Below are 20,458 nucleotides of genomic sequence, written 5' to 3'. Positions count from 1 at the left end.
CTTCGGAGGGCGGTGTATTTCAGGGAACTTTCACGACCGAGTCACGCCACACGAAGGTCGGCTCGAACATGTGGGTCACCGGCAGAGCACTGCCGTAGCAGGCGTTCAACAGGTAGCGCGACGCGTTCGACACCACGTCCTGGATCGGGATGCGCACGCAGGTGAGGCGGGGGTTGCTGTACGACGCCGGCTCGGAATCGTCGTAGCCGACCACCGACACCTGCTCGGGCACGCGCAGCCCGGCGTGCTGCAGGCGCGAGATCGCCGCGATCGCCATCACGTCGTTCGCGCCGAACAGCCCGGTGAACGGCACGCCCCGCTCCAGCAGCTGCGAGGCCGCGCGCCAGCCGCTTTCGGAACTGAAGTCGCCCTCGACCTGCGGCACCGTGTCGCGCGCGATGCCGTGGGCCGCCAGCTCGCCGTAGAAGCCTGCCAGGCGTGCCTCGTTGTCGGGCGCGGAATTCGGCCCCGAGATCACCGCGATCTGCCGGTGGCCGCGGCTCAGCAACGCCTGCGCCGCAAGCTGCCCGCCCACGCGGTGGTCGGCCGAGAAGCACTGCGCCTCGAGCGTCGGCACCCGCCGGTTCAGCACCGCCAGCCGCGGCTGCAGCCGGTGCAGCGCGAGCAGGTCCTCGTCGAGCAGCTCATTGCTCTGCAGCATCAGGCCGTCGCATTCGCGCTGGATCAGGAACGCGGTACCGTCCAGCGCCTGCTGGCGGCGGTCGCCGTGGCCGCAGCCGTTGGCGGCCACCATGTGGCGGTCGAACTCGCGCAGCTCGGCGTCCATCGTCTGCAGGATGCGGCCGAAGAACGGGCCGCTGAAATCGGGCACGAAGACGCCGATCATCCCTAGGGTGCGCGACGACAGCGCACGCGCGAGGCTCGACGGCCGGAAACCGAGCTGGCGCACCGCGCCCTGCACCCGCTCCACCGCCGCCGGCGACGCCGAGCCGCGGCCGGAGATCACCCGCGAGGCGGTGCCGACCCCCACACCCGCCAGCCGCGCCACGTCCTTGATGGTTGCCATTCGTCGCCCGTGAAAGAACCCGTCGCCGGAGAACCGCTCCCCGAACCGGGAATCATAGAAGCCGCACGGGACCGGGTTTCAAGCCTTTGTCTTTACGCTCCCGATTCGTCATCTGACCGGGTTTTCCCCAATGTTGGATGGCGGCGGAGATGCTGAAATGCGATCCGCTCTTTGGAACCGGTTCCAATTGGGCTGGCATTGTAGTGCCTGGACGATCCGTCAAGTCAAGCAGCAGTTGCGAAAGGTGTGGAGTGAGTACGAATTCGGCGAAGTACAGTGCAGCGCAGTTGGAGATTCCCGCGGATTCCAGGCTCTGGTCGCCCGACTTTCTGTTCGGTACTGCCACGGCGTCTTATCAGATCGAAGGCGCCATTCATGAAGACGACCGCATCCCGTCGATCTGGGATACCTATTCGAACACCCCCGGCATGGTATTGAACGGGGACACCGGCGAGTTTGCCTGCGACCACTACCACCGCTGGCCGCAGGACCTGGAAATCATCGAGGAACTGGGCGTGCAGGCGTATCGCCTGTCGATCGCCTGGCCGCGCGTAATGGACGCGAACAACCGGCCGAACCCGAAGGGCCTGGCCTTCTACAAGCGGCTGCTGGAGGCGCTGAAGGCCAAGGGCATCCAGACCTACGTGACGCTGTACCACTGGGACCTGCCGCAGTGGATCGAGGACCGCGGCGGCTGGACCAACCGCGAGGTGGTCTACCACTTTGCCGAATACGCCGACCTGGTGAGCCGCGAGTTCAAGGGCCTGGTGACCGCCTGGGCCACGCTGAACGAGCCGTGGTGCTCGGCCTTCCTGGGCTACGCCGTCGGCCGCCATGCGCCGGGCCGCCAGAACCTGCGCTACGCGACGCAGGCGATGCACCACCTGCTGCTGGCGCACGGCACCGCGGTGGCCGTCCTGCGCCGCAACGACCCGGGCGCGCAGGTCGGCATCGTCGCCAACGTCGGCGCCGCGGTGGCCGAGACGCCGTCGCCGCAGGACCAGGACGCCGCCTACCTGTTCGAGGTGCAGCACAACCACTGGATCCTCGACCCGCTGCTGAAGGGCAGCTACCCGGCCGACCTGTGGCGGCTGTGGCCCGGCGCCGAGCCGCTGGTGCTCGACGGCGACATGCAGACAATCGCCGCGCCGCTCGATTTCCTCGGCATCAACTATTACTTCCGCACGCAGGTGAAGAGCGACGGCCGGCATGGTTTCATCGAAACCGACATGCCCGGCGTCGAGCGCACGCAAATGGGCTGGGAGGTGTATCCGCAGGGGCTGGCCCGCTTGCTGAAGGGTTTCCACGCCAGCTACCGGAACCTGCCGCCGATCTACATCACCGAAAATGGCATGGCGTCGGACGACAAGGTCGTCGACGGACGCGTCGCCGATCCGTCGCGCATCAGTTTCATCGGCCGCCACCTGCTGGCGGTCGACGACGCGATGCGCCACGGCGTGGATATTCGCGGGTATTTCATCTGGTCGCTGCTGGACAATTTCGAATGGGCGTATGGGTATGAACGCCGCTTCGGCATCGTCCACGTCGACTACGAGACCCAGGCGCGCACCTGGAAGGACAGCGGCCGCGTCGTGCAGGCTTTCATGAAGGCGAGACAGTCGTCCGCTTGAATCGAGGCTGCAGCGTTTCACCGAGTCACCCGGGGAGCCGGGTTGTTCACCCCCCAATGAGCCGGAGTGCTCGAGTTTCACCACAGGAGACAGACATGGCGTTTCAATTGAAGGCAGTTCTCGCCGGCATGGTCGTGGGCTTCGGCGCACTGGGCACCGTTCAGGCCCAGGTCAAGGCCGAGGTGATCCACTGGTGGACCTCGGGCGGCGAATCGGCCGCCATCAAGGAATTCGCGAACGCCTACAAGGCGGCCGGCGGCACCTGGGTCGACAGCGCCGTGGCCGGCGCCGACAACGCGCGCGCCGCGGCCATCAACCGCATCGTCGGCGGCAACCCGCCGACCGCCGCGCAGTTCAACACCTCGAAGCAGTTCCACGACATCGTCGCCGAAGGCAAGCTGGCCGACCTGGACGAGGTCGCCGCGAAGGAGAACTGGGACAAGATCCTGCCGCAGCCGGTGCTGAACACCGTCAAGGTGAAGGGCCACTACTACGCGGTGCCGGTCAACGTGCACATGCCCGCCTGGTTCTGGTACTCGAAGGCCGCGTTCGCGAAAGCCGGCATCAAGGACGAGCCGAAGACCATCGACGAATTCTTCGCCGACCTCGACAAGCTGAAGGCCGCCGGCCTGGTACCGCTGGCACTGGGCGGCCAGTCGTGGCAGGAGCGCATCACGTTCAACGCCGTGCTGGCGCACGTCGGCGGCCCGGAGATGTTCCTGAAGTTCTACCGCGACAAGGACAGCGCGCTGGTCACCAGCGAGCCGTTCAAGAAGGTGCTCGCCACCTTCAAGCGCCTGCACAACTATGTCGACGCCGGCTCGCCGGGCCGCAACTGGAACGACGCGACCGCGATGGTGATCTCCGGCAAGGCCGGCGTGCAGATCATGGGCGACTGGGCGAAGGGCGAGTTCCAGGCCGCCAACCAGACGGCCGGCAAGGAGTTCGGCTGCTTCCCGGGCTTCGGGCCGAAGTCGCCGTACATCGTCGCCGGCGACGTGTTCGTGTTCCCGAAGACGACCAATGCCGATGCGATCAAGGCGCAGAAGCTGCTCGCGACGACGATGACCTCGCCGGCCGCGCAGGTCGCCTTCAACAACAAGAAGGGCTCGATCCCGATCCGCACCGACGTCGACACCTCGAAGATGGACATCTGCGCGCAAACCGGCGTTGCCATCATGAAGGACGCCTCGCGCCAGCTGCCGGATTCGGAAATGCTCGCGACGCCCGACACCATCGGCGCCGTGCAGGACGTGCTGACCAAGCTGTGGAACACCAACCAGTCGGTCGACGACGCCGCGAAGGCACTCGCCGTCGCGCTGAAGACCTGACCCGGCGGGTCGATCCGACCCAGGCGTCATCCCACGGTGGGCTGCGGCCCACCGTTTTTTTGTCTACCCTTGCCGCCTTGGCAAGGTTTTGAGGATTCCACGATGGAAGTCGGGCGCAGCCGACTGCGGCAACACTGGTCGGTCTACGCGGCGCTGCTGCCGATGGCCGCCACGGTGCTGTTCGCCTACATCGGCACGGTGCTGTGGTCGGTGCGCATCTCGCTGAGCAACTCGCGCACCTTCCCGAGCGACAGCTTCGTCGGGCTCGCGCAGTACGAGCGGTTGTTCGCCAGCGAGCGCTGGATGGTCTCGGTGCACAACGTGCTGATCTTCGGCGTGCTGTTCATCCTGGCCTGCCTGGTGATCGGCTTCCTGCTGGCGGTCTTCATCGACCAGAAGGTGGCCGGCGAGAGCGTGCTGCGCACCGTCTTCCTCTACCCCTACGCGATGAGCTTCGTCGCGACCGGGCTGGTGTGGCAGTGGATCCTGAACCCGGAGCTCGGCCTGCAGACCACGGTGCGCGGCTGGGGCTTCGAGAACTTCAGCTTCGACTGGATCGTCAGCCAGGACAAGGTCATCTACACCGTGGTGATCGCCGCGGTGTGGCAGGCCTCGGGCCTGGTGATGGCGCTGATGCTGGCCGGGCTGCGCGGCGTCGACGAAGAGATGTGGAAGGCCGCGCGCATCGACGGCATCCCACGCTGGCGCGTCTACGCGAGCATCGTGCTGCCGCAGCTCGGGCCGTCCTTCGCGACCGCGCTGGTGCTGCTGTCGGTCGGCGTCGTGAAGGTCTACGACGCGGTGATCGCGATGACCCAGGGCGGCCCCGGCATCGCGAGCGAGGTGCCGGCCAAGTTCATCATGGACTACCTGTTCGGCCGCGCCAACATCGGCCTCGCGTCGGCCGCGAGCACGGTGATGCTGCTGACGGTGCTGGCCGTGATCACGCCGTGGCTGTATGCACGCAGCCGCGCCAACCGCAACGCCCGGGAAGCCTGATGTCGACACCCTCCTCTGCCCTGCCCGCGGCGGCCGGCCTGCCGCGCGTGCGCTCGAAGCGCCCGCCGCGCGTCACGCCGGCACGCATCGGCGTCTACGCCTTCCTGCTGACCGGCGCAGCGTTCTTCCTGCTGCCGCTGTACGTGATGCTCGTCACCTCGGTGAAGCCGATGGGCGAAATCCGCCTCGGCAACCTGTTCGCGCTGCCGAACGCCTGGACCATCGAGCCGTGGATCGCCGCCTGGTCGCAGGCCTGCACCGGCCTCGATTGCAGCGGCATCCAGGTCGGCTTCTGGAACTCGGTGAAGATCGTGCTGCCGAGCACGGTGATCTCGATCTTCTTCGGTGCGCTGAACGGCTACGCGCTGTCGTTCTGGCGCGCGCGCGGTGCGAACCTGCTGTTCGGCGTGCTGATGATCGGCGCCTTCGTGCCCTACCAGGTGGTGATGTTCCCGCTGGTGCGCGCGTTCGCGGCGGCCGGCATCTTCAGCAGCCTGCCCGGCATCGTGCTGATCCACACCATCTTCGGCATGCCGGTGATGACGCTGCTCTTCCGCAACTACTACGCGTCGGTGCCGGGCGAGCTGTTCAAGGCGGCGCGCATCGACGGCGGCGGCTTCTTCCGGATCTTCTTCCAGCTGATGCTGCCGATGGCCACGCCGATCATCATCGTCGCGGTGATCATGCAGGTGACGGCGATCTGGAACGACTTCATCCTCGGGCTGGTGTTCGCCGGCCGCGACAACCTGCCGATGACGGTGCAGCTGAACAACGTGATCAACACGACCACCGGCGAGCGCCTGTACAACGTGAACATGGCGGCCACCGTGCTCACCTCGCTGGTTCCGCTGGCCATCTATCTCATTTCAGGCCGCTGGTTCGTGCGCGGCATTGCGGCTGGTGCCGTGAAGGGTTGATCCGTGTCTGCCATTGCCGTGAACTCCTCCGTCGAACCGTCTCCCGCATCGTCCGCCGCGTCGCCGGTGTCGCACGTGGCCTCGGCCAACGTCGACATCCGCCAGCTCGAGATCCGCCTGGGTGGCGTGCCGATCATCGCCGCGATGGACCTGCACGTGCAGGCCGGCGAGTTCCTGGTGCTGCTCGGGCCGTCGGGTTGCGGCAAGTCGACGCTGCTGCATTCGATCGCCGGCCTGCTGGACGTGCATGAAGGCAGCATCGAGATCGGCGGGCGCGACGTGACCTGGGCCGATCCGAAGGACCGCTCGATCGGCATGGTGTTCCAGTCGTACGCGCTGTACCCGACGATGAGCGTCGAGCGCAACATGTCGTTCGGGCTGCGGGTGAACGGCACGCCCCGGGTCGAGATCGAGAGGCGCGTGGCGCGCGCCGCCGAGATCCTGCACCTGCAGGAGCTGCTGAAGCGCAAGCCCTCGCAGCTGTCCGGCGGGCAGCGCCAGCGGGTCGCGATCGGCCGCGCGCTGGTGCGCGACGTCGGCGTGTTCCTGTTCGACGAGCCGCTGTCGAACCTCGACGCGAAGCTGCGGGCCGAGCTGCGCCGCGAGCTGAAGCAGCTGCACAAGAACATCGGCACGACGATGGTCTACGTCACGCACGACCAGGTCGAGGCGATGACGCTCGCAACGCGCATCGCGGTGATGAACAAGGGCCGCATCCAGCAGATCGGCGCGCCGGGCGAGATCTACAACCGGCCGGCCAACGTGTTCGTCGCCGGCTTCCTCGGCTCGCCGAGCATGAACTTCGCCGAAGGCACGCTGCAGGTGGCGGGCGGTGCGGTGATGTTCCGGCGCGCCGGGCTGTCGGTCGACGTGACGCGCTACGCGTTCGCGCAGGCGCCGCGCGACGGGCAGCCGGTGCTGCTGGGCATCCGCCCGGAAGACATCGCGCTGCACCTGGACGGCGCGGCTGCCGGCGACGGCACCGGCACGGTCGCGCTGGTGGAGCCGATGGGTGCGCAGACCATCGTCTGGATGGACGTGCAGGGCCAGCAGATCAGCGCGATGCTGAGCGGCCATGCGGAGCCGGTGGTCGGCCAGCAGGCGCCGTTCCGGATCGCGGCGGAGAAGGTGTCGTTGTTCGAGCCGGGGTCGCAGGAGCGGCTTTGAGCATCCCAAGCCCATGACCGCGCGCGACGTTCACGAAGAAAACCGTTCGGACTGAGCTTGTCGAAGTCCCGTGCGCCTCTGAAAACACCCTTCGACGGACGGGCCCTCGACAAGCTCGGTCCCTGCTCAGGGCGAACGGATGTGTGCGACGCGCCCGGACAGTTGAGGCTCGTTCAGCGCTCCACCACCGCCCCGTTCACGAACACCTTCAACTCCCCCGGCGCGAACGCCCGCCACGCCTCGTCCGCCGTCAACGGCTCGGTCACCACCACCGCGACGCGATCGGCCTGCGTCGTCAGCTCGGCGAAGTCGACGCTGATGTCTTCGTCCTGCAGCCGCGCCTTGCGGAACGGGTGCTCGCGCACCAGCCAGCTCAGCTTCGTCGAGCAATGCGCCCACAGCGCCTGGCCGTTGCTCAGCATGAAGTTGAAGCTGCCGTGCGCCGCGATGCGCGGCACCAGCTCGGCCAGCGTCGCCGTCAGCTCGCCGACCGGCGGCAGGTCGGCATGCGCCTTCGAGAGCTCCTGCATCAACCAGCAGAACGCGCGCTCGCTGTCGGTGCTGCCCACCGGGTGGAACGCCGCATGCAGCCGCGGCTGGTAGTCCTTCAGGTCGCCGTTGTGGGCGAATACCCAGTAGCGGCCCCACAGCTCGCGCACGAACGGGTGGGTGTTCTCCAGCGCCACCACCCCCTGCGTCGCCTTGCGGATGTGCGCGATGACGTTGTGGCTGCGGATCGGGTAGTGCCGGACCATCTCGGCCACCGGCGACAGCCGCGCGCTCTGCGCATCGACGAACAGCCGCGTGCCCGCACCTTCGAAGAACGCGATGCCGAAGCCGTCCTTGTGCTCCTCCGCCCGCGTCGAGAAGCCGGTGAAGCTGAACATCAGGTCGGTCGGCACGTTGGCATTCATGCCCAGCAGCTGGCACATAACGTTGCTACTCCAGGAACAGTCGCTTGACGCCCTTCAGGCTCAGCAGGGTACCTGGATTGCTGGTCTCGTTCAGCACGCCGCTCATGCGCTCGCGCAGCCGAGCACTGCGCTGCGCGCGCCAGATCACGAGGTCGGCCAGCCACGGGTGGGCGTTGATGCCGTTCGCCCGCTCGTACAGCGCGAAGCGCGGCTGCAGCGCGCGCAACGCCGCCTCGTAGCGGTCGCGCACCGCGGCATCGTCGGCGCGCCGTCCGGCCAGCACCGATTCGGCCGCCAGCAGGCCGGTCTCCATCGCCTTGCCGATGCCTTCGCCGGTGAACGAATAGGTGCTGCCGGCCGCCTCGCCGGTCACCAGCAGGCCGGGGCGCGAGAACGCCGATCCCTTCAGCGTGCAGCGCAGCGGCGCGCCCTTCAGCGGGCCCTGCAGCTCGCCGCCGGCCAGCAGCTCGCGGGCCGGTTCGTAGAACTCGCAGAAGCTCGCGAACATCTGCCGCAGGTTCACGTCGAGCTTGTGGTGCCGGCCGTCGGCCCCGCTGCGGTGGCTGTTCGCGACCCCGACACCGATGTTGAACACGCCGTCGCGGCACGGAAAGATCCAGCCGTAGCCGGGGCGCAGCCGGCGGTCCCACACCACATCGAGCGCGCGCAGCCGCTCGGCCATCGCCGGGTTGCGGATGTAGGTGCGCATCGCGATGCCGCTCGGCGTCTGGCGCTCGCAGACACCCGCGGCGATCAGCGCCTGCGGCACCGCGCCGGTGGCCAGCAGCACCCAGCGGGCGCGGATCTCGCGCCGGTCGGAGCCGTGGCTCAGCGTGGCGCCGCTCACGCGGCCCTGCGCATCGTTCAGCGTCGCCTCGAAATGGGCCGGGGCAAACATCTTCGCGCCAGCCCGCAGCGCGGCCCGGCACAGGATCTGGTCGAGCTCGCGGCGCGGCAGCACCGCCAGCGTGCCCGGCACGTCGACGCGCCCGCCGCGCGGACCGATGCAGCCGACATGCTGCGCCGGTTGCGCCTGGTCCATCACCTCGTCGAGCACGCCGAGCCGCGCGAGCGCCGCGTGCGCATCGGGGATCAGCCCGTCGCCGCAGACCTTGTCGCGCGGGAAGCGGTGCTGGTCGACCAGCACCACGTCGACACCGGCCCGCGCCAGCCACTGCGCCGCCGCACTGCCGGCCGGGCCCGCCCCGACGACGAGCACCTCGCAGCGTTCGGGCAGGTCGGTCAGCGGGCGGTTCTGGATCGGCGACATCGGGCGGCAGGCAGGCTCGGAAGAGCCCGCAAGGATACCCGCGCCCCCGCCCGCACCCCGTTGCTCGCGCGCTCAGGCGCTTTGGATGTTCTCCGGCGTGAACGGCATCCGGCGCAGCCGCTTGCCGGTGGCCGCGAACACCGCATTGCCGACCGCCGGCCCGATCAGCGCGGTCGCCGGCTCGCCGATGCCGCCCGGCTTCTCGGTGCTCGGCACCAGCGTGATGTCGATCGCCGGCGCCTCGTTCAGCCGCAGCAGCCGGTATTGGTGGAAGTTGGTCTGCTGCACCCGCCCCTTCTCGAGCGTGATCTCGCCGAACAAAGCGGCCGTCAGCCCGAACACGATGCTCGACTGGATCTGCGCCTCCACCGTGTCGGGGTTGACCATGCGCCCGAGGTCGGCGGCCACCGTCACCTTGTGCACCTGCACCTCGCCGTTGGCGACCGAGATCTCGGCGACCTGGGCCATGTAGGTGTCATAGCCCTCCATCAGCGCAATGCCGCGGAAGCGCCCGGCCGGTGCCGCACTGGCCCAGCCGGCCCTGTCGGTCGCGATCTTCAGCACGTTGGCGAAGCGCGGCTGGCCGGCCAGCAGCGACATCCGGTAGGCGAGCGGATCCTGCCCCGCCGCGACCGCCAGCTCGTCGATGAAGGTCTCGTTCGCAAACGCGTTCAGCGCATGGCTGACCGAGCGCCAGTAGCCGACGCGCAAGCCCGCATCGTGCTTGACGATGTCGTGCCGCGAGGCCGGCACCGCGTAGCCGGCCACTGCCGCCTCGGTCATCAGCGGGTCCTGCACGTCGGCCGGCAGCCCGAACACCCGGCCGGTGACCGACTGCGAGCTCATCCGGAAGGTCATCGCGGTCGGCTTGCCGTCGGGTCCGATCGCCGCCGCCAGCTGGTGCACCGACTGCGGCCGGTAGAAGTCGTGCGTCATGTCGTCTTCGCGCGTCCACAGCAGCTTCACCGGCTTGCGGACCGCCTTCGAGATCTGCGCTGCCTGGATGATGAAGTCGATGTCGATGCGCCGGCCGAAACCGCCGCCGAGGAAGGTGGTGCGCAGGCTGACGTTCTCCGGCGGCACACCGACCACCTTGGCGACCGTCGCGGCCGCGGCGTCCTGCCACTGCGTCGGGCCGATCAGGTCGACCCGGTTGTCGTGCACGTGCGCGGTGAAGTTCATCGGCTCCAGCGGCGAGTGCGACAGCAGCGGCATCATGTACTCGGCGCGGATCACCTTGCCGGACGCCTTCTCCACCTTCGCGATCTCGGCATCGGCATCGCCCACCGCCTTCAGAGGCAGCACCTTGCCCGACGACAGCGCGGCGCGCGTGCCCTCGGTCATCGCTGTGTGCGTCAGCGCCGCGCCGGGGCCTTCGTCCCAGACGACGGCGAGGCCCTCGCGCGCTTTGCGGGCATGCCACCAGGTGTCGGCGACGATCGCGACGCCGTCCGGGATCTGCACCACGTCGATCACGCCGGGCATGGCCTTCGCCTTGCCGGCGTCGAAGCTCTTCACCGTGCCGCCGATCACCGGGCACTGCTCGAGCGACGCGTAGACCATGCCGGGCAGCTTCACGTCGATGCCGAACTCGGCTGTGCCGTTCACCTTGGCCGGCGTGTCGAGCCGGCGCGTCGGCTTGCCGACGATCTTGAAATCCTTCGGGTCCTTCAGCACCACCTTGTCGGGCACCGGCAGCTTCGAGGCCGCCGCGGCCAGCTGGCCGTAGGTCGCCTTGCGACCCTTCGGGCCGACGATGCGGCCGTTCTCGGCGCGCAGCTGCGACTCCGGGATGTTCCATTTTTGAGCAGCCGCGCTGATCAGCATCATGCGCACCTGTGCGCCGGCGATGCGCAGCTTCTCCCAGCCGTCGCGCACCGAGCTCGATCCGCCGGTGAGCTGCGGGCCGCCGAGCAGCGCGTTGCCGTAGAGCTTCTGGTTCGGCGGCGCGATCGAGACCTTGATCGCGCGGATGTCGACGTCCAGTTCCTCGGCGATCAGCATCGGCATCGAGGTGTAGACGCCCTGGCCCATCTCGGAGCGGGCCGACAGCAGCGTGATGGTGTTGTCGTCGGCGATGTGCACCCAGGCATTCGGCGTGTACAGCATGCCGGCGGCGTTGGCATCGGAGACGGCACCGGGCAGCGCGATGCCGAGCATCAGGCCGCCGCTGGTCAGCGCCGAGCTCTGCAGGAAGCCGCGCCGGGTGAGGTCGGTGGGTTGGGTCATCGCGGTCTCCTCAGGCCTTGTGGTGCTGCATGTCGGCCGCCGCGCTCTTGATCGCGGCGCGGATGCGCGGGTAGGTGCCGCAGCGGCAGATGTTGCCGCTCATCGCGGCGTCGATCTCGGCATCGCTCGGGTTCTTGTTCTCCTTCAGCAGCGCGGCCGCGCTCATCAGCTGGCCGGACTGGCAGTAGCCGCATTGCGGCACGTCGTGCTTGATCCACGCGACCTGCAGCGGATGGCTGTTGTTGCGCGACAGGCTCTCGACGGTCGCGACCGACTTGCCGGCCACCGCCGACACCGGCGTCTGGCAGGAGCGCACCGGCTGGCCGTCCAGGTGCACGGTGCAGGCGCCGCACAGCGCCATGCCGCAGCCGTACTTGGTGCCGGTCAGGCCGATCTCGTCGCGGATCACCCACAGCAGCGGGGTGTCGGGCTCGGCCTTCACGTCGACCGCCTTGCCGTTGATCTTGAAACGTGTGCTCACGGGCGTCTCCTGGGGTTCGAGTGCAAGAGCACCCAGGATCCCGCCGCGCCCGGTCGCCGTCTGCCCGCGGGAAACCCGTAGCCCGGAGGCCAGTCCGGGAGCAGCGGACCCGTGTCAACCCGGATCGGCATCCCGGCGGCGAGGCGCCATCCGCCACGCGGCGACCACCGCCAGCGCGCTGATCGCCCCCAGCAACCCGAAGGTCTCGTGGAAGGCCCGCAGCGGTGCATCCGCATGCACCCCCAACCGCCACTGCAGCACGATGCCGACGATGCTGATGCCGACCGCGCCGCCGAGCTGGCGCAGGAAGTTGATCGTGCTCGACCCGTGCGAGATCAGCTCGGTCGGCAGCCCGCGCATCGCGCCGAGGTTCAGCGACGGCAGCACCAGCCCGAGCCCGATGCGCCCGACCACCGCCCACAGCGTGATCACCCACAGCGCGGTCGCGAAGCCGACCGTCAGCATCAGCCAGAACGACGCCGCCAGCAGCAGCACGCCGGCCGCGACGACGCGGCTGACCGGCAGCTTGTCGGCCAGTCGCCCGGCCAGCGGGATCGTGATCGCCAGCACGATGCCGGCCGGCAGCAACACCGCGCCGGCCTGCGACGGCGGCAGCTTCAGCGCGAGCTGCATGAACACCGGCACCAGGTAGGTCGAGCCGAACAGCGCCATGCCGTAGATGAACGCGACCCAGCCGCCCATCGAGAACGAGCGGAAGTCGAACAGCGCGAGCCGCATGATCGGGTTGGCGCTGCGGCGCTGGCGCACGACGAACACGAGGCCGGTGCCGATCGCCAACGCCAGCAGCACGACCGCCGCCCCGTGCGCCGCGTCGTGCAGGTGCACGAGGCCGTTCAGCAGCGCGAGCACCGCCACCGTCAGCAACGCGAGCCCGCCGACGTCGAGCGGGCGGCCATGCCGGTTCACCTGCGTGCCGCCCGGCGAGCTGTGCGGCAGGTAGCGCCAGGCCATCGCGAGCGCCGCAAGGCAGAACGGCACGACGACGAAGAAGATCGAGCGCCAGCCGAAGGCCTCGACCAGCACACCGCCGATGCTCGGTCCGATGGCCGGCGCGAGCACCACGCCGAAGCCGAAGATGCCCATCGCCTTGCCCTGCTCGTGGCGCTGGAACGCATGCAGCACGATGATCGCGGGGATCGGCTGCAGCACGCCGGCCGACAGGCCTTCGAGCACCCGCATCGCGAGCACCCAGTCGAAGCTGGTGCCGAGCCCGCCGCCGATGCCGCCGAGCATCAGCAGCAGCACCGCGCCGATGTAGCTGCTGCGGTAGCCGAAACGGTCGAGCACCCAGGGCGTGACCAGCATCGACACCGTCATCGCGGCCATGAAGCCGGCCGACAGCCACTGCGCGCGCTCCTGGCCGAGCCCGAAGCGCTGGCTGATGTCGGGCACCGCGACGTTGATGATGGTCGACGCCATGATCGACGCCATCGTTCCGATCATCACCGTCAGCAGCACCCTCCACCGGTAGCGCTCGCCGAAGCGCTCCCTCAGCTGGACCAGGGAGATGGGCGCATCGGGAGGGCTGCTCATGCGCCCCAGTGTCTCACCGGCGGAATCACCAGATCGAGACGCGCTTTTCCGGCGGCAGGTACATCTTGTCGCCGGCCTTCACGCCGAAGGTCGAGTAGTAGCCCGGGTGGTTGCGCACCGTGCCGTTGGCGCGGATCTCTTCCGGCGAGTGCGGGTCGGACTTCAGCTGCTGGATCATCGCCTGCTCGCGCGCCTTGCCGCGCCACACCTGCGCGAAGCCGAGGAAGAAGCGCTCGTCGCCGCTCAGCCCGTCGATCGCGAGCGGCGGCTGGCCGTTCAGCGACAGGTGGTAGGCCTTGTAGGCGATCTCCAGGCCCGAGTTGTCGGCGATGTTCTCGCCCAGCGTCAGTTCGCCGTTGACCTTGTAGCCGGCCACCGGCTCGAACGCGCCGTACTGCTCGACCAGCACCCGCGTCTTCGCCTCGAAGCGCTCGCGGTCTTCCTTGGTCCACCATTCGCGCAGGTTGCCCAGCCCGTCGAAGCGGCTGCCCTCGTCGTCGAAGCCGTGGCTGATCTCGTGGCCGATCACCGCACCGATGCCGCCGTAGTTGGCCGCGTCGTCGGCGGTCGCGTCGAAGAACGGCGGCTGCAGGATCGACGCCGGGAACACGATCTCGTTCATCGCCGGGTTGTAGTAGGCGTTGACGGTCTGCGGCGTCATGAACCATTCGTCGCGGTCGACCGGCTTGCCGAGCTTGGCCACCTCGCGTGCGTCGGCCAGCAGGCGCGCGCGCATCACGTTGCCGACCAGGTCATCGCGGCTGATCTGCAGCCGGCTGTAGTCCTTCCACTTCTTCGGGTAGCCGATCTTCGGCGCGAAGGTCGCGAGCTTGGCCTGCGCCTGCTTCTTGGTGTCGTCGCCCATCCAGTCGAGCGTGTCGATGCTCTGCTTGTAGGCGGCCAGCAGGTTGCCGACCAGCTTCTCCATCTTGTCCTTCGACTCGGGCGGGAAATACTTCGCGACGTAGACCTTGCCGAGGCTCTCGCCGATCGAGCGCTCGACGATCGCGACGCCGCGCTTCCAGCGCGGGCGGTTCTCGGTGGTGCCCAACAGCACCGTGCCGTTGAAGGCGAACTGGGCGTCGACGAAGTCCTTGCTCAGGTACGGCGCGAACGAGATCAGCAGCCGCGTCTTCGCATAGGCCTTCCAGGTCGACAGCGGCTGCGACTGCAGCAGCGCGCTCATGCCCTTGAAGTAGCTCGGCTGGCGCACGATCACGTCGGCGGTCTTGCCGGCGATGCCGGCATCGGCGAGCCAGGCCTTCCAGTCGACAGCCGGCGCGAGCTTCGGCAGGTCTTTCTGCAGCACCGGGTTGTAGCTCTTGACCGCATCGCGGTTCTCGACGCGCGTCCATTGGACGCGGGCCATCTCGGTCTCGAGCGCGAGCACCGCGCGAGCGCTGGCCTCGGTGTTCGATTCGCCGGCCAGGCTCAGCAGTTTCGCGACCAGCTCGACGTACTTCGCGCGCGCTTCCTTGAAGCGGGCGTCGTCTTCCTTCAGGTAGTAGTCGCGGTCGGGCAGGCCGAGGCCGCCCTGGCTCAGGTAGGTGACGTAGCGGGTCGAGTCCTTGGCATCCTGGTCGATCTCGCCGTTCACCGCCGACGGGATGCCGAGCCGGCCATGGCGGGCCATCAACACGCTGAACTGCTTGCGGGTGCGCACCGCGTCGATCGCGGCCAGTTCGCCGGCCAGCGGCTTCGCGCCCAGCGTCTCGAGCGCGGCTTCGTCCATGAAGCTGGCGTACAGGTCGCCGATCTTCTTCGCATCGGCGTCGCCGCCGTTCTTCGCGGCGTCTTCGATCAGGCCGCGCAGCTTCGCGAGCGTGCCTTCCTGGATCTGTTCGAAAGCGCCGATGTAGGCCTTGTCGGCCGGCATCGGCGTGTCGCGCAGCCAGGTGCCGTTCATATGGCGGAACAGGTCGTCCTGCGGACGCACGGCGTTGTCCATGCCGCTGCGGTCGATGCCCGAACGGGGGGCCGCGGTCTGGGCATGGACGGCGCCGGCCAGCAAGGTGGCGGCGACGGCGACGAGGGCGGCACGCGAGGCGGCCCGTCGGGGACGGTGAGGCAGAAGATGCAAGTGAAGCTCCTGGCGGCCGGATGGACCGCGGTGGTCGAGGGGGCGCCCGATCGGCGCTGCCGTACTCTACAGGCGCCCCATCGTTCCCGGGCTCACGGTGCGACGGACAGCAGGATGGCGTGGGCGCGTTGCAGTTCCGGACCGCTGAAACGCCGGGCCAGCTCGTCGAGCCGTGCCTGTTCGCGCTGCGGCGCCGACAGCTCCGGGCGCTGCGCGATCGCCTGCAGCGCGGCACGGGCGTCGGCGATCTGCTGTTCCCAGCGGGCCCACGCGAGATCCTCGGCGCGCAGCCGCTCGGCGCCTTCCGCGCCGAACCGGGCCGTGCGGGCGGCCTGCAGTTCCGGCGTCTGGCGGACCGCGTCCGGGGTCAGCAGCGAGGGCGGCGGCGCCGCCCCGTCGGTGGGCGGCGCGCCGCGCCGCGCGGCCAGCGCCGCGAGATCGCGCTCCTCGTCGGCGTAGAAGGCCTGCGCCCACGGCGCGCCCAACACGTCGCGGCGCACCTTCGAGCGTTCGGCCATCACGCCGGCCCAGCTGGCCGGGTCGTCGGGCTTCCACGCGGTCTCGAAGCGGCGCTGCTGCAGCGACAGGTAGCGGTCCCAGATGTCGAGCACCTGGCGCGCGGCGTCGATGCCGCGTTCGAGCGTCAGCTGCTGTTCGATCCAGTGGCGCAGCTCGGCCGGCTCGACCTCGCCGGTGCCGGTCAGCAGGTAGTCGAAGCGGCGGCGCAGCGACAGGCCGGGCTGCAGCCGGTCGCCGGCCCAGGTGCCCCAGTCGCCGTCGAGGTCGGTGCCGCGCAGCGAGCCATCGACCCACAACCGGGCGACGCGCGCGGCCGCAGCCTCCGCCTCGTGGCTCGCAGCCTCGTTGTAGGCGGCGGCGTCGCTGGGCACGCCGGCGGCGAACGGGTTGTCGCGCCATTCGGTGAAGCGCGGCTCGGCCGGCCGCGCGACGTGGGTCGCCGATGGCGCGAGCCGCCACGCGACGATGCCGACCAGCAGGCACAGCCCCGCGACCGACACCACGAAAAGGGAGGCCGGCCGGTCGCTCACAACCCCGCTGCCTTCAGCCGGTTCGCCTGGCTGCGGTAGAACGCCACCGGGTCCTGCGCGAACAGGCCGCGCAGGCCGAACGCCTGGTTCACCTCGTCGAGGTGATTCCATGCGTAGTTGTCCTTCAGCACGACGCCCCAGTGGCTCGAACACTGGCTGACGAGACCGTCGTTCTGCTCGAAGCCGAAGAACACGCTGGTGGCGGCGAGCAGGCCGTCGCTGACGTCGAACCCGTTGGTCAGCACGCTGGTGCCGCCGACCGACCAGTAGCGCACGCCGTTGACGACCGCCGCACCCTGGCCGCAGGGCGTGCTCGGCGCGGCCTGCGGGAAGCGGCGGTTGAAGTCGGCGGCGCCGGCGCTGTTCAGCGACTGCAGCGCGCCGAGCGAGTCCTGCGGCAGGCTCGGCGAGCCGGACAGGAACGAGATCGTCGCCGCCAGCGTGTTCGCGATCGCCGCGACGGCGCCGGTGGTGCCGGTCCATGAGGTCACGCCCTGGATCGCATCGGCCGTCTTGCTGCCGGTGTGCGGCGCGCCGACCGTCGTGACCGACGCGATCAGCTCGGGCGCGACGGCGGCCACGTAGCGGATGGTCGGGCCGCCGTGGCTGTGGCCGATCAGGTTGAACTTCTGGTAGCCATAGGCCGCCTTCATCGCCCTCAATTCGCGCAGCAGCTGTTCGCCGCGTGCTTCGCTGGAATTGGCGGCCGACACGCTGGGCGTGAACACCGTCGCGCCGCCGGCGCGCAGCGCCGACGGGATGCCGTAGAAGTAGTCGACCGGGCCGATCGCGTCGAAGCCGAGCAGGCCGTGCACCATCACGATCGGGTACTGCGTCTTCGTGTAGGTGTCGGCGGCCCGTGCCTCGGGTGCGGCACCGAGCGACAGCCCCGCGGCCAGCGCGAGCGCACCGAGCGCATGCGGAATCGGCGAGCGCCGCGCCGCGGTGCGCCACGACGGGATTCGCCAAATGAAAGGCAACCGCAGCACGCGGCAGGTCGGCAGGTTCATCGAGGTCTCCTGATGGTTCTGGGTAGGTCGTGCGCGCTGGCATCGATGCCAGTCGTCTGCGCACGCGGGACCGAACATCCTGCGAACTGCCTGCAAAACATGCGGCCGACGCGGAGTCTCGAACGAACGTTCGTCTTTTAAAAGAGGGTTGGCCCTGAAAACGTCACCGGAGTTTCCCGGAGGGCGTCAGATGACCCGGCAAGCTCGCTCGCGTGCCAACCCGGGGTCCCGGATTGGCATACGGGCTACGACTTCCGAGATGTGCGCGGCTCGAGCGCCGATCGAAGGCGACCACGGAGCAAGCGGCCGGCACCGCACACGCACCGCCGATCAGATTTCCTCGTACAGCGGCAGCGTCAGGAACTCCGCGAACTCCTCCTGCGTGCTCATCTGCGTGAAGATCTCTGCCGCCCGGTCGAACCTGCCTTCGAATCCACCCGCCTTGATCTTCGCGAGTTCTTCCGGCACCAGCGCACGCACCAGCTCGGCGGTGACCTTGCGGCCGTCGTCGAGCGTGCCCTTCGGCGAGCGGATCCACTGCCACACCTGCGAGCGGCTGATCTCGGCGGTGGCCGCGTCCTCCATCAGGTTGTGGATCGGCACGCAGCCGTTGCCGGCCAGCCAGGCGCCGAGGTAATGGATGCCGACGTTGATGTTCATCCTCAACCCGTGCTCGGTGATCGGCGCTTCGGGCTGGAAGTCGAGCAGGTCGGCGGCGTTGACCTTCACGTCGGGCCGCTGCTTGTCGAACTGGTTCGGCCGGTCGCCCAGCACCGCCATGAATTCCTTCATCGCCGGCTCGACCAGGCCCGGGTGCGCGACCCAGCCGCCGTCGTAGCCGTCGACCGCATCGCGCTTCTTGTCGGCGATGATCCCGGCCATCGCGACCGCGTTCTTCTCCGGATCGTTCTTGATCGGGATCAGCGCGCTCATGCCGCCCATCGCCGGCGCACCGCGCTTGTGGCAGGTCTGCAGCAGCAGCAGTGCATAGGCGCGCATGAACGGCGCCGTCATCGTGACCTTCGCGCGGTCGGCCAGGCAGAAGCTGCGGTCGACCTTGAATTTCTTGATGCAGCTGAAGATGTAGTCCCAGCGGCCGGCATTCAGCCCGGCGCTGTGCTCGCGCAGCTCGTACAGGATCTCGTCCATCTCGAAGGCCGCGAGGATGGTCTCGATCAGCACCGTCGCCTTGATCGTGCCCTGCGGCAGGCCGAGCTCGGCCTGCGTCATCACGAACACGTCGTTCCACAGCCGCGCCTCGAGGTGGCTCTCCATCTTCGGCAGGTAGAAGTACGGGCCGGCGCCGCGCGCCAGTTGCTCGCGCGCGTTGTGGAACATGAACAGCGCGAAGTCGAAGATGCCGCCATGCACCCGCTGGCCGTCGACCGTCACGTGCTTCTCGTCGAGGTGCCAGCCGCGTGGGCGCACCTGCAGCGTCGCGATCTGGTCGTTCAGCTGGTAGGTCTTGCCCTTGGACTCGAGCGTCAGCGTGCGGCGGATCGCCTGCGACAGGTTGATCTGCCCCTGGATCTGGTTGGCCCACGACGGCGAGTTGCTGTCCTCGAAGTCGGTCATGTAGCTGTCGGCACCGGAGTTGAACGCGTTGATCACCATCTTCGCGTCGACCGGGCCGGTGATCTCGACGCGCCGGCAGTGCAGCGCCTTCGGGATCGGCGCGACCTGCCAGTCGCCGGCGCGGATGTGCGCCGTCTCGGGCAGGAAGTCCGGGCGCTCGCCGGCGTCCAGCCGCTGCGTGCGTTCGACGCGCGCGGCCAGCAGTTGCTGCCGGCGCGGCTCGAAGGCCCGGTGCAGCTTGGCGACCAGCTCCAGCGCCGGCAGCGTCAGCACCGTCTCGAAGCCCGGCAGGATGGGCGCGTGGATCTGCATGCCGTGCGGCAGGGGAAGGCTGCTCATGGGGATCTCCTCGACAGAACGAATCCCCGCACTCTATTGGAGACTTGCATGAAGATTAAGAGTCGGCGAATCCGTTGATTCGTGACTTTTTCGTATTTAATCAAGCTGGAAATCGCCCACCGAGCTGCGTCGTCAAGGCAACGGCGGCAGCGCGGACCGGCGCGACATGCGTCTCGGTGTAGCGCTGGGTCGGCATCGTCAGCGTCAGCGCGCCGGCCAGCTCGCCCGCGGCATCGAACACCGGCGACGAGATGCCGGCCACGCCTTCGCTGCGATCGTCGGTCAGGCCGATCACGCCATCGCGGCGAATGCGCAGGCTGGTCGCGTCGGTCGGCAGCGCGCCGGACGCCCGCCGCGCATAGGCGCTGATGACGCGCCCACCGACCCCGTGCTTCAACGGCAGCAGGTCGCCAGCCCGGATGTGGTCGCGGATCGGCTGCGGCGAATCGACGCGGTACAGGCACAGCCGCGCATCGTTCTGCCGCACATGGAAGGCCGCGCTTTCGCGGGTGTGCGCGGCAAGCTGCCGCAGCACCGGCATCACGACGGCCTCGAGCGAGAACGCCGCCGCATGCGCCGCGTGCAGCCGGATCGCCGCGGCGCCCGCGGCATAGCGCCCGTCGGCCAGCCGCTGCACCAGGCCGGCGTGCTCCAGCGACGCCAGCAGCCGCAGCGCGGTGCTCTTGTGCAGGCGCGTGCGCGCCGCGAGCTCGGCCAGCGACAGCACCGGCTGTGCGCTGTCGAACGCCATCAGCAGGCTGAGCGCGCGGTCGACCGCGGCTGCGCCGCCGGGAGCGGCATGTTCATCGGCGAGCGAGGCGTGGGCGGCTTTGCGGGGCATGGGTTGCTTCGGCGTCGCCATTGACTTGCGTCCGGACGGCGTTG

At 68.8% G+C, this 20,458-nt stretch carries 16 protein-coding genes; 5 read left to right on the top strand and 11 right to left on the bottom strand.

Annotated elements, in window-relative coordinates; translation table 11 throughout:
* Positions 1 to 19 precede the first annotated feature (19 nt).
* Positions 20 to 1,027: a LacI family DNA-binding transcriptional regulator gene (locus FHT26_RS12305; RefSeq protein WP_168560411.1), complete on the bottom strand. Its 1,008-nt coding sequence runs from the start codon at positions 1,025 to 1,027 to the stop codon at positions 20 to 22.
* Positions 1,028 to 1,278: 251 nt separating this feature from the next.
* Between FHT26_RS12305 and FHT26_RS12300 the strand changes: the two genes are divergently transcribed.
* The 5 genes from FHT26_RS12300 to FHT26_RS12280 all read left to right on the top strand — a co-directional run bounded on the left by FHT26_RS12300 (position 1,279) and on the right by FHT26_RS12280 (position 7,072).
* Positions 1,279 to 2,658, top strand: a complete 1,380-nt coding sequence (locus FHT26_RS12300) for a GH1 family beta-glucosidase (RefSeq protein WP_349238134.1) — start codon at positions 1,279 to 1,281, stop codon at positions 2,656 to 2,658.
* A gap of 128 nt (positions 2,659 to 2,786) precedes the next feature.
* A complete protein-coding gene (locus FHT26_RS12295; protein WP_246867869.1) occupies positions 2,787 to 3,989 on the top strand; it encodes an ABC transporter substrate-binding protein in 1,203 nt (400 codons plus the stop codon).
* 102 nt (positions 3,990 to 4,091) lie between these two features.
* On the top strand, positions 4,092 to 4,988 hold the full coding sequence (locus tag FHT26_RS12290) for a carbohydrate ABC transporter permease (protein WP_168560408.1): 897 nt from the start codon (positions 4,092 to 4,094) through the stop codon (positions 4,986 to 4,988).
* The gene (locus tag FHT26_RS12285) at positions 4,988 to 5,905 is read left to right on the top strand and encodes a carbohydrate ABC transporter permease (RefSeq protein WP_168560407.1); all 918 of its coding nucleotides are present in this window, start codon (positions 4,988 to 4,990) and stop codon (positions 5,903 to 5,905) included. The genes FHT26_RS12290 and FHT26_RS12285 overlap by 1 nt, the downstream gene beginning before the upstream one ends.
* Before the next feature lie 18 nt (positions 5,906 to 5,923).
* Entirely contained in the window at positions 5,924 to 7,072 is a 1,149-nt protein-coding gene (locus FHT26_RS12280) for an ABC transporter ATP-binding protein (RefSeq protein WP_490362783.1), read from the top strand.
* 173 nt (positions 7,073 to 7,245) lie between these two features.
* Here FHT26_RS12280 and FHT26_RS12275 read toward each other — a convergent pair whose 3' ends face one another.
* From FHT26_RS12275 to FHT26_RS12230, 10 genes are all read right to left on the bottom strand, one after another.
* Complete coding sequence (locus FHT26_RS12275; RefSeq protein WP_168560406.1) at positions 7,246 to 8,004, bottom strand: class II glutamine amidotransferase; 759 nt, start codon at positions 8,002 to 8,004, stop codon at positions 7,246 to 7,248.
* 7 nt (positions 8,005 to 8,011) lie between these two features.
* Positions 8,012 to 9,256, bottom strand: a complete 1,245-nt coding sequence (locus tag FHT26_RS12270) for an NAD(P)/FAD-dependent oxidoreductase (RefSeq protein ID WP_168560405.1) — start codon at positions 9,254 to 9,256, stop codon at positions 8,012 to 8,014.
* 72 nt (positions 9,257 to 9,328) lie between these two features.
* Positions 9,329 to 11,485, bottom strand: coding sequence for a xanthine dehydrogenase family protein molybdopterin-binding subunit (locus tag FHT26_RS12265; protein WP_168560404.1), 2,157 nt, complete (start codon positions 11,483 to 11,485; stop codon positions 9,329 to 9,331).
* Between the two features lie 10 nt (positions 11,486 to 11,495).
* Positions 11,496 to 11,966, bottom strand: coding sequence for a 2Fe-2S iron-sulfur cluster-binding protein (locus FHT26_RS12260; RefSeq protein WP_168560403.1), 471 nt, complete (start codon positions 11,964 to 11,966; stop codon positions 11,496 to 11,498).
* Positions 11,967 to 12,080: 114 nt separating this feature from the next.
* On the bottom strand, positions 12,081 to 13,520 hold the full coding sequence (locus FHT26_RS12255; RefSeq protein ID WP_168560402.1) for a DHA2 family efflux MFS transporter permease subunit: 1,440 nt from the start codon (positions 13,518 to 13,520) through the stop codon (positions 12,081 to 12,083).
* Between the two features lie 25 nt (positions 13,521 to 13,545).
* Positions 13,546 to 15,468, bottom strand: a complete 1,923-nt coding sequence (locus FHT26_RS12250; RefSeq protein WP_168560578.1) for a M13 family metallopeptidase — start codon at positions 15,466 to 15,468, stop codon at positions 13,546 to 13,548.
* A 224-nt stretch (positions 15,469 to 15,692) separates the two neighbouring features.
* On the bottom strand, positions 15,693 to 16,649 hold the full coding sequence (locus FHT26_RS12245) for a lipase secretion chaperone (RefSeq protein ID WP_168560401.1): 957 nt from the start codon (positions 16,647 to 16,649) through the stop codon (positions 15,693 to 15,695).
* The gene (locus FHT26_RS12240) at positions 16,646 to 17,659 is read right to left on the bottom strand and encodes an esterase/lipase family protein (protein ID WP_168560400.1); all 1,014 of its coding nucleotides are present in this window, start codon (positions 17,657 to 17,659) and stop codon (positions 16,646 to 16,648) included. The genes FHT26_RS12245 and FHT26_RS12240 overlap by 4 nt, the downstream gene beginning before the upstream one ends.
* 330 nt (positions 17,660 to 17,989) lie before the next feature.
* Positions 17,990 to 19,573 carry a malate synthase A gene (aceB, locus tag FHT26_RS12235; RefSeq protein ID WP_168560399.1) on the bottom strand — a complete coding sequence of 528 codons (1,584 nt, stop codon included), beginning with the start codon at positions 19,571 to 19,573 and terminating at the stop codon, positions 17,990 to 17,992.
* Between the two features lie 100 nt (positions 19,574 to 19,673).
* Positions 19,674 to 20,414 carry an IclR family transcriptional regulator gene (locus FHT26_RS12230; RefSeq protein ID WP_168560398.1) on the bottom strand — a complete coding sequence of 247 codons (741 nt, stop codon included), beginning with the start codon at positions 20,412 to 20,414 and terminating at the stop codon, positions 19,674 to 19,676.
* Positions 20,415 to 20,458 lie beyond the last annotated feature (44 nt).

The sequence above is a fragment of the Rhizobacter sp. SG703 genome, assembly GCF_012275445.1.
In the GTDB taxonomy this organism is placed as follows: domain Bacteria; phylum Pseudomonadota; class Gammaproteobacteria; order Burkholderiales; family Burkholderiaceae_C; genus Rhizobacter.
The sequence above is the reverse complement of the archived record's forward strand: the minus strand, read 5'-3'. Positions and strand labels throughout refer to the sequence as shown.

Excerpts from the sequence above, each read along its gene's own strand:
- FHT26_RS12250 (WP_168560578.1), bottom strand. The coding sequence starts at position 15,468 with ATGGACAACGCCGTGCGTCCGCAGGACGACCTGTTCCGCCATATGAAC.
- FHT26_RS12255 (WP_168560402.1), bottom strand. The coding sequence starts at position 13,520 with ATGAGCAGCCCTCCCGATGCGCCCATCTCCCTGGTCCAGCTGAGGGAG.
- FHT26_RS12295 (WP_246867869.1), top strand. The coding sequence starts at position 2,787 with ATGGTCGTGGGCTTCGGCGCACTGGGCACCGTTCAGGCCCAGGTCAAG.
- FHT26_RS12275 (WP_168560406.1), bottom strand. The coding sequence starts at position 8,004 with ATGTGCCAGCTGCTGGGCATGAATGCCAACGTGCCGACCGACCTGATG.
- FHT26_RS12305 (WP_168560411.1), bottom strand. The coding sequence starts at position 1,027 with ATGGCAACCATCAAGGACGTGGCGCGGCTGGCGGGTGTGGGGGTCGGC.
- FHT26_RS12285 (WP_168560407.1), top strand. The coding sequence starts at position 4,988 with ATGTCGACACCCTCCTCTGCCCTGCCCGCGGCGGCCGGCCTGCCGCGC.
- FHT26_RS12290 (WP_168560408.1), top strand. The coding sequence starts at position 4,092 with ATGGAAGTCGGGCGCAGCCGACTGCGGCAACACTGGTCGGTCTACGCG.
- FHT26_RS12270 (WP_168560405.1), bottom strand. The coding sequence starts at position 9,256 with ATGTCGCCGATCCAGAACCGCCCGCTGACCGACCTGCCCGAACGCTGC.
- FHT26_RS12230 (WP_168560398.1), bottom strand. The coding sequence starts at position 20,414 with ATGCCCCGCAAAGCCGCCCACGCCTCGCTCGCCGATGAACATGCCGCT.
- FHT26_RS12240 (WP_168560400.1), bottom strand. The coding sequence starts at position 17,659 with ATGAACCTGCCGACCTGCCGCGTGCTGCGGTTGCCTTTCATTTGGCGA.
- aceB (WP_168560399.1), bottom strand. The coding sequence starts at position 19,573 with ATGAGCAGCCTTCCCCTGCCGCACGGCATGCAGATCCACGCGCCCATC.
- FHT26_RS12265 (WP_168560404.1), bottom strand. The coding sequence starts at position 11,485 with ATGACCCAACCCACCGACCTCACCCGGCGCGGCTTCCTGCAGAGCTCG.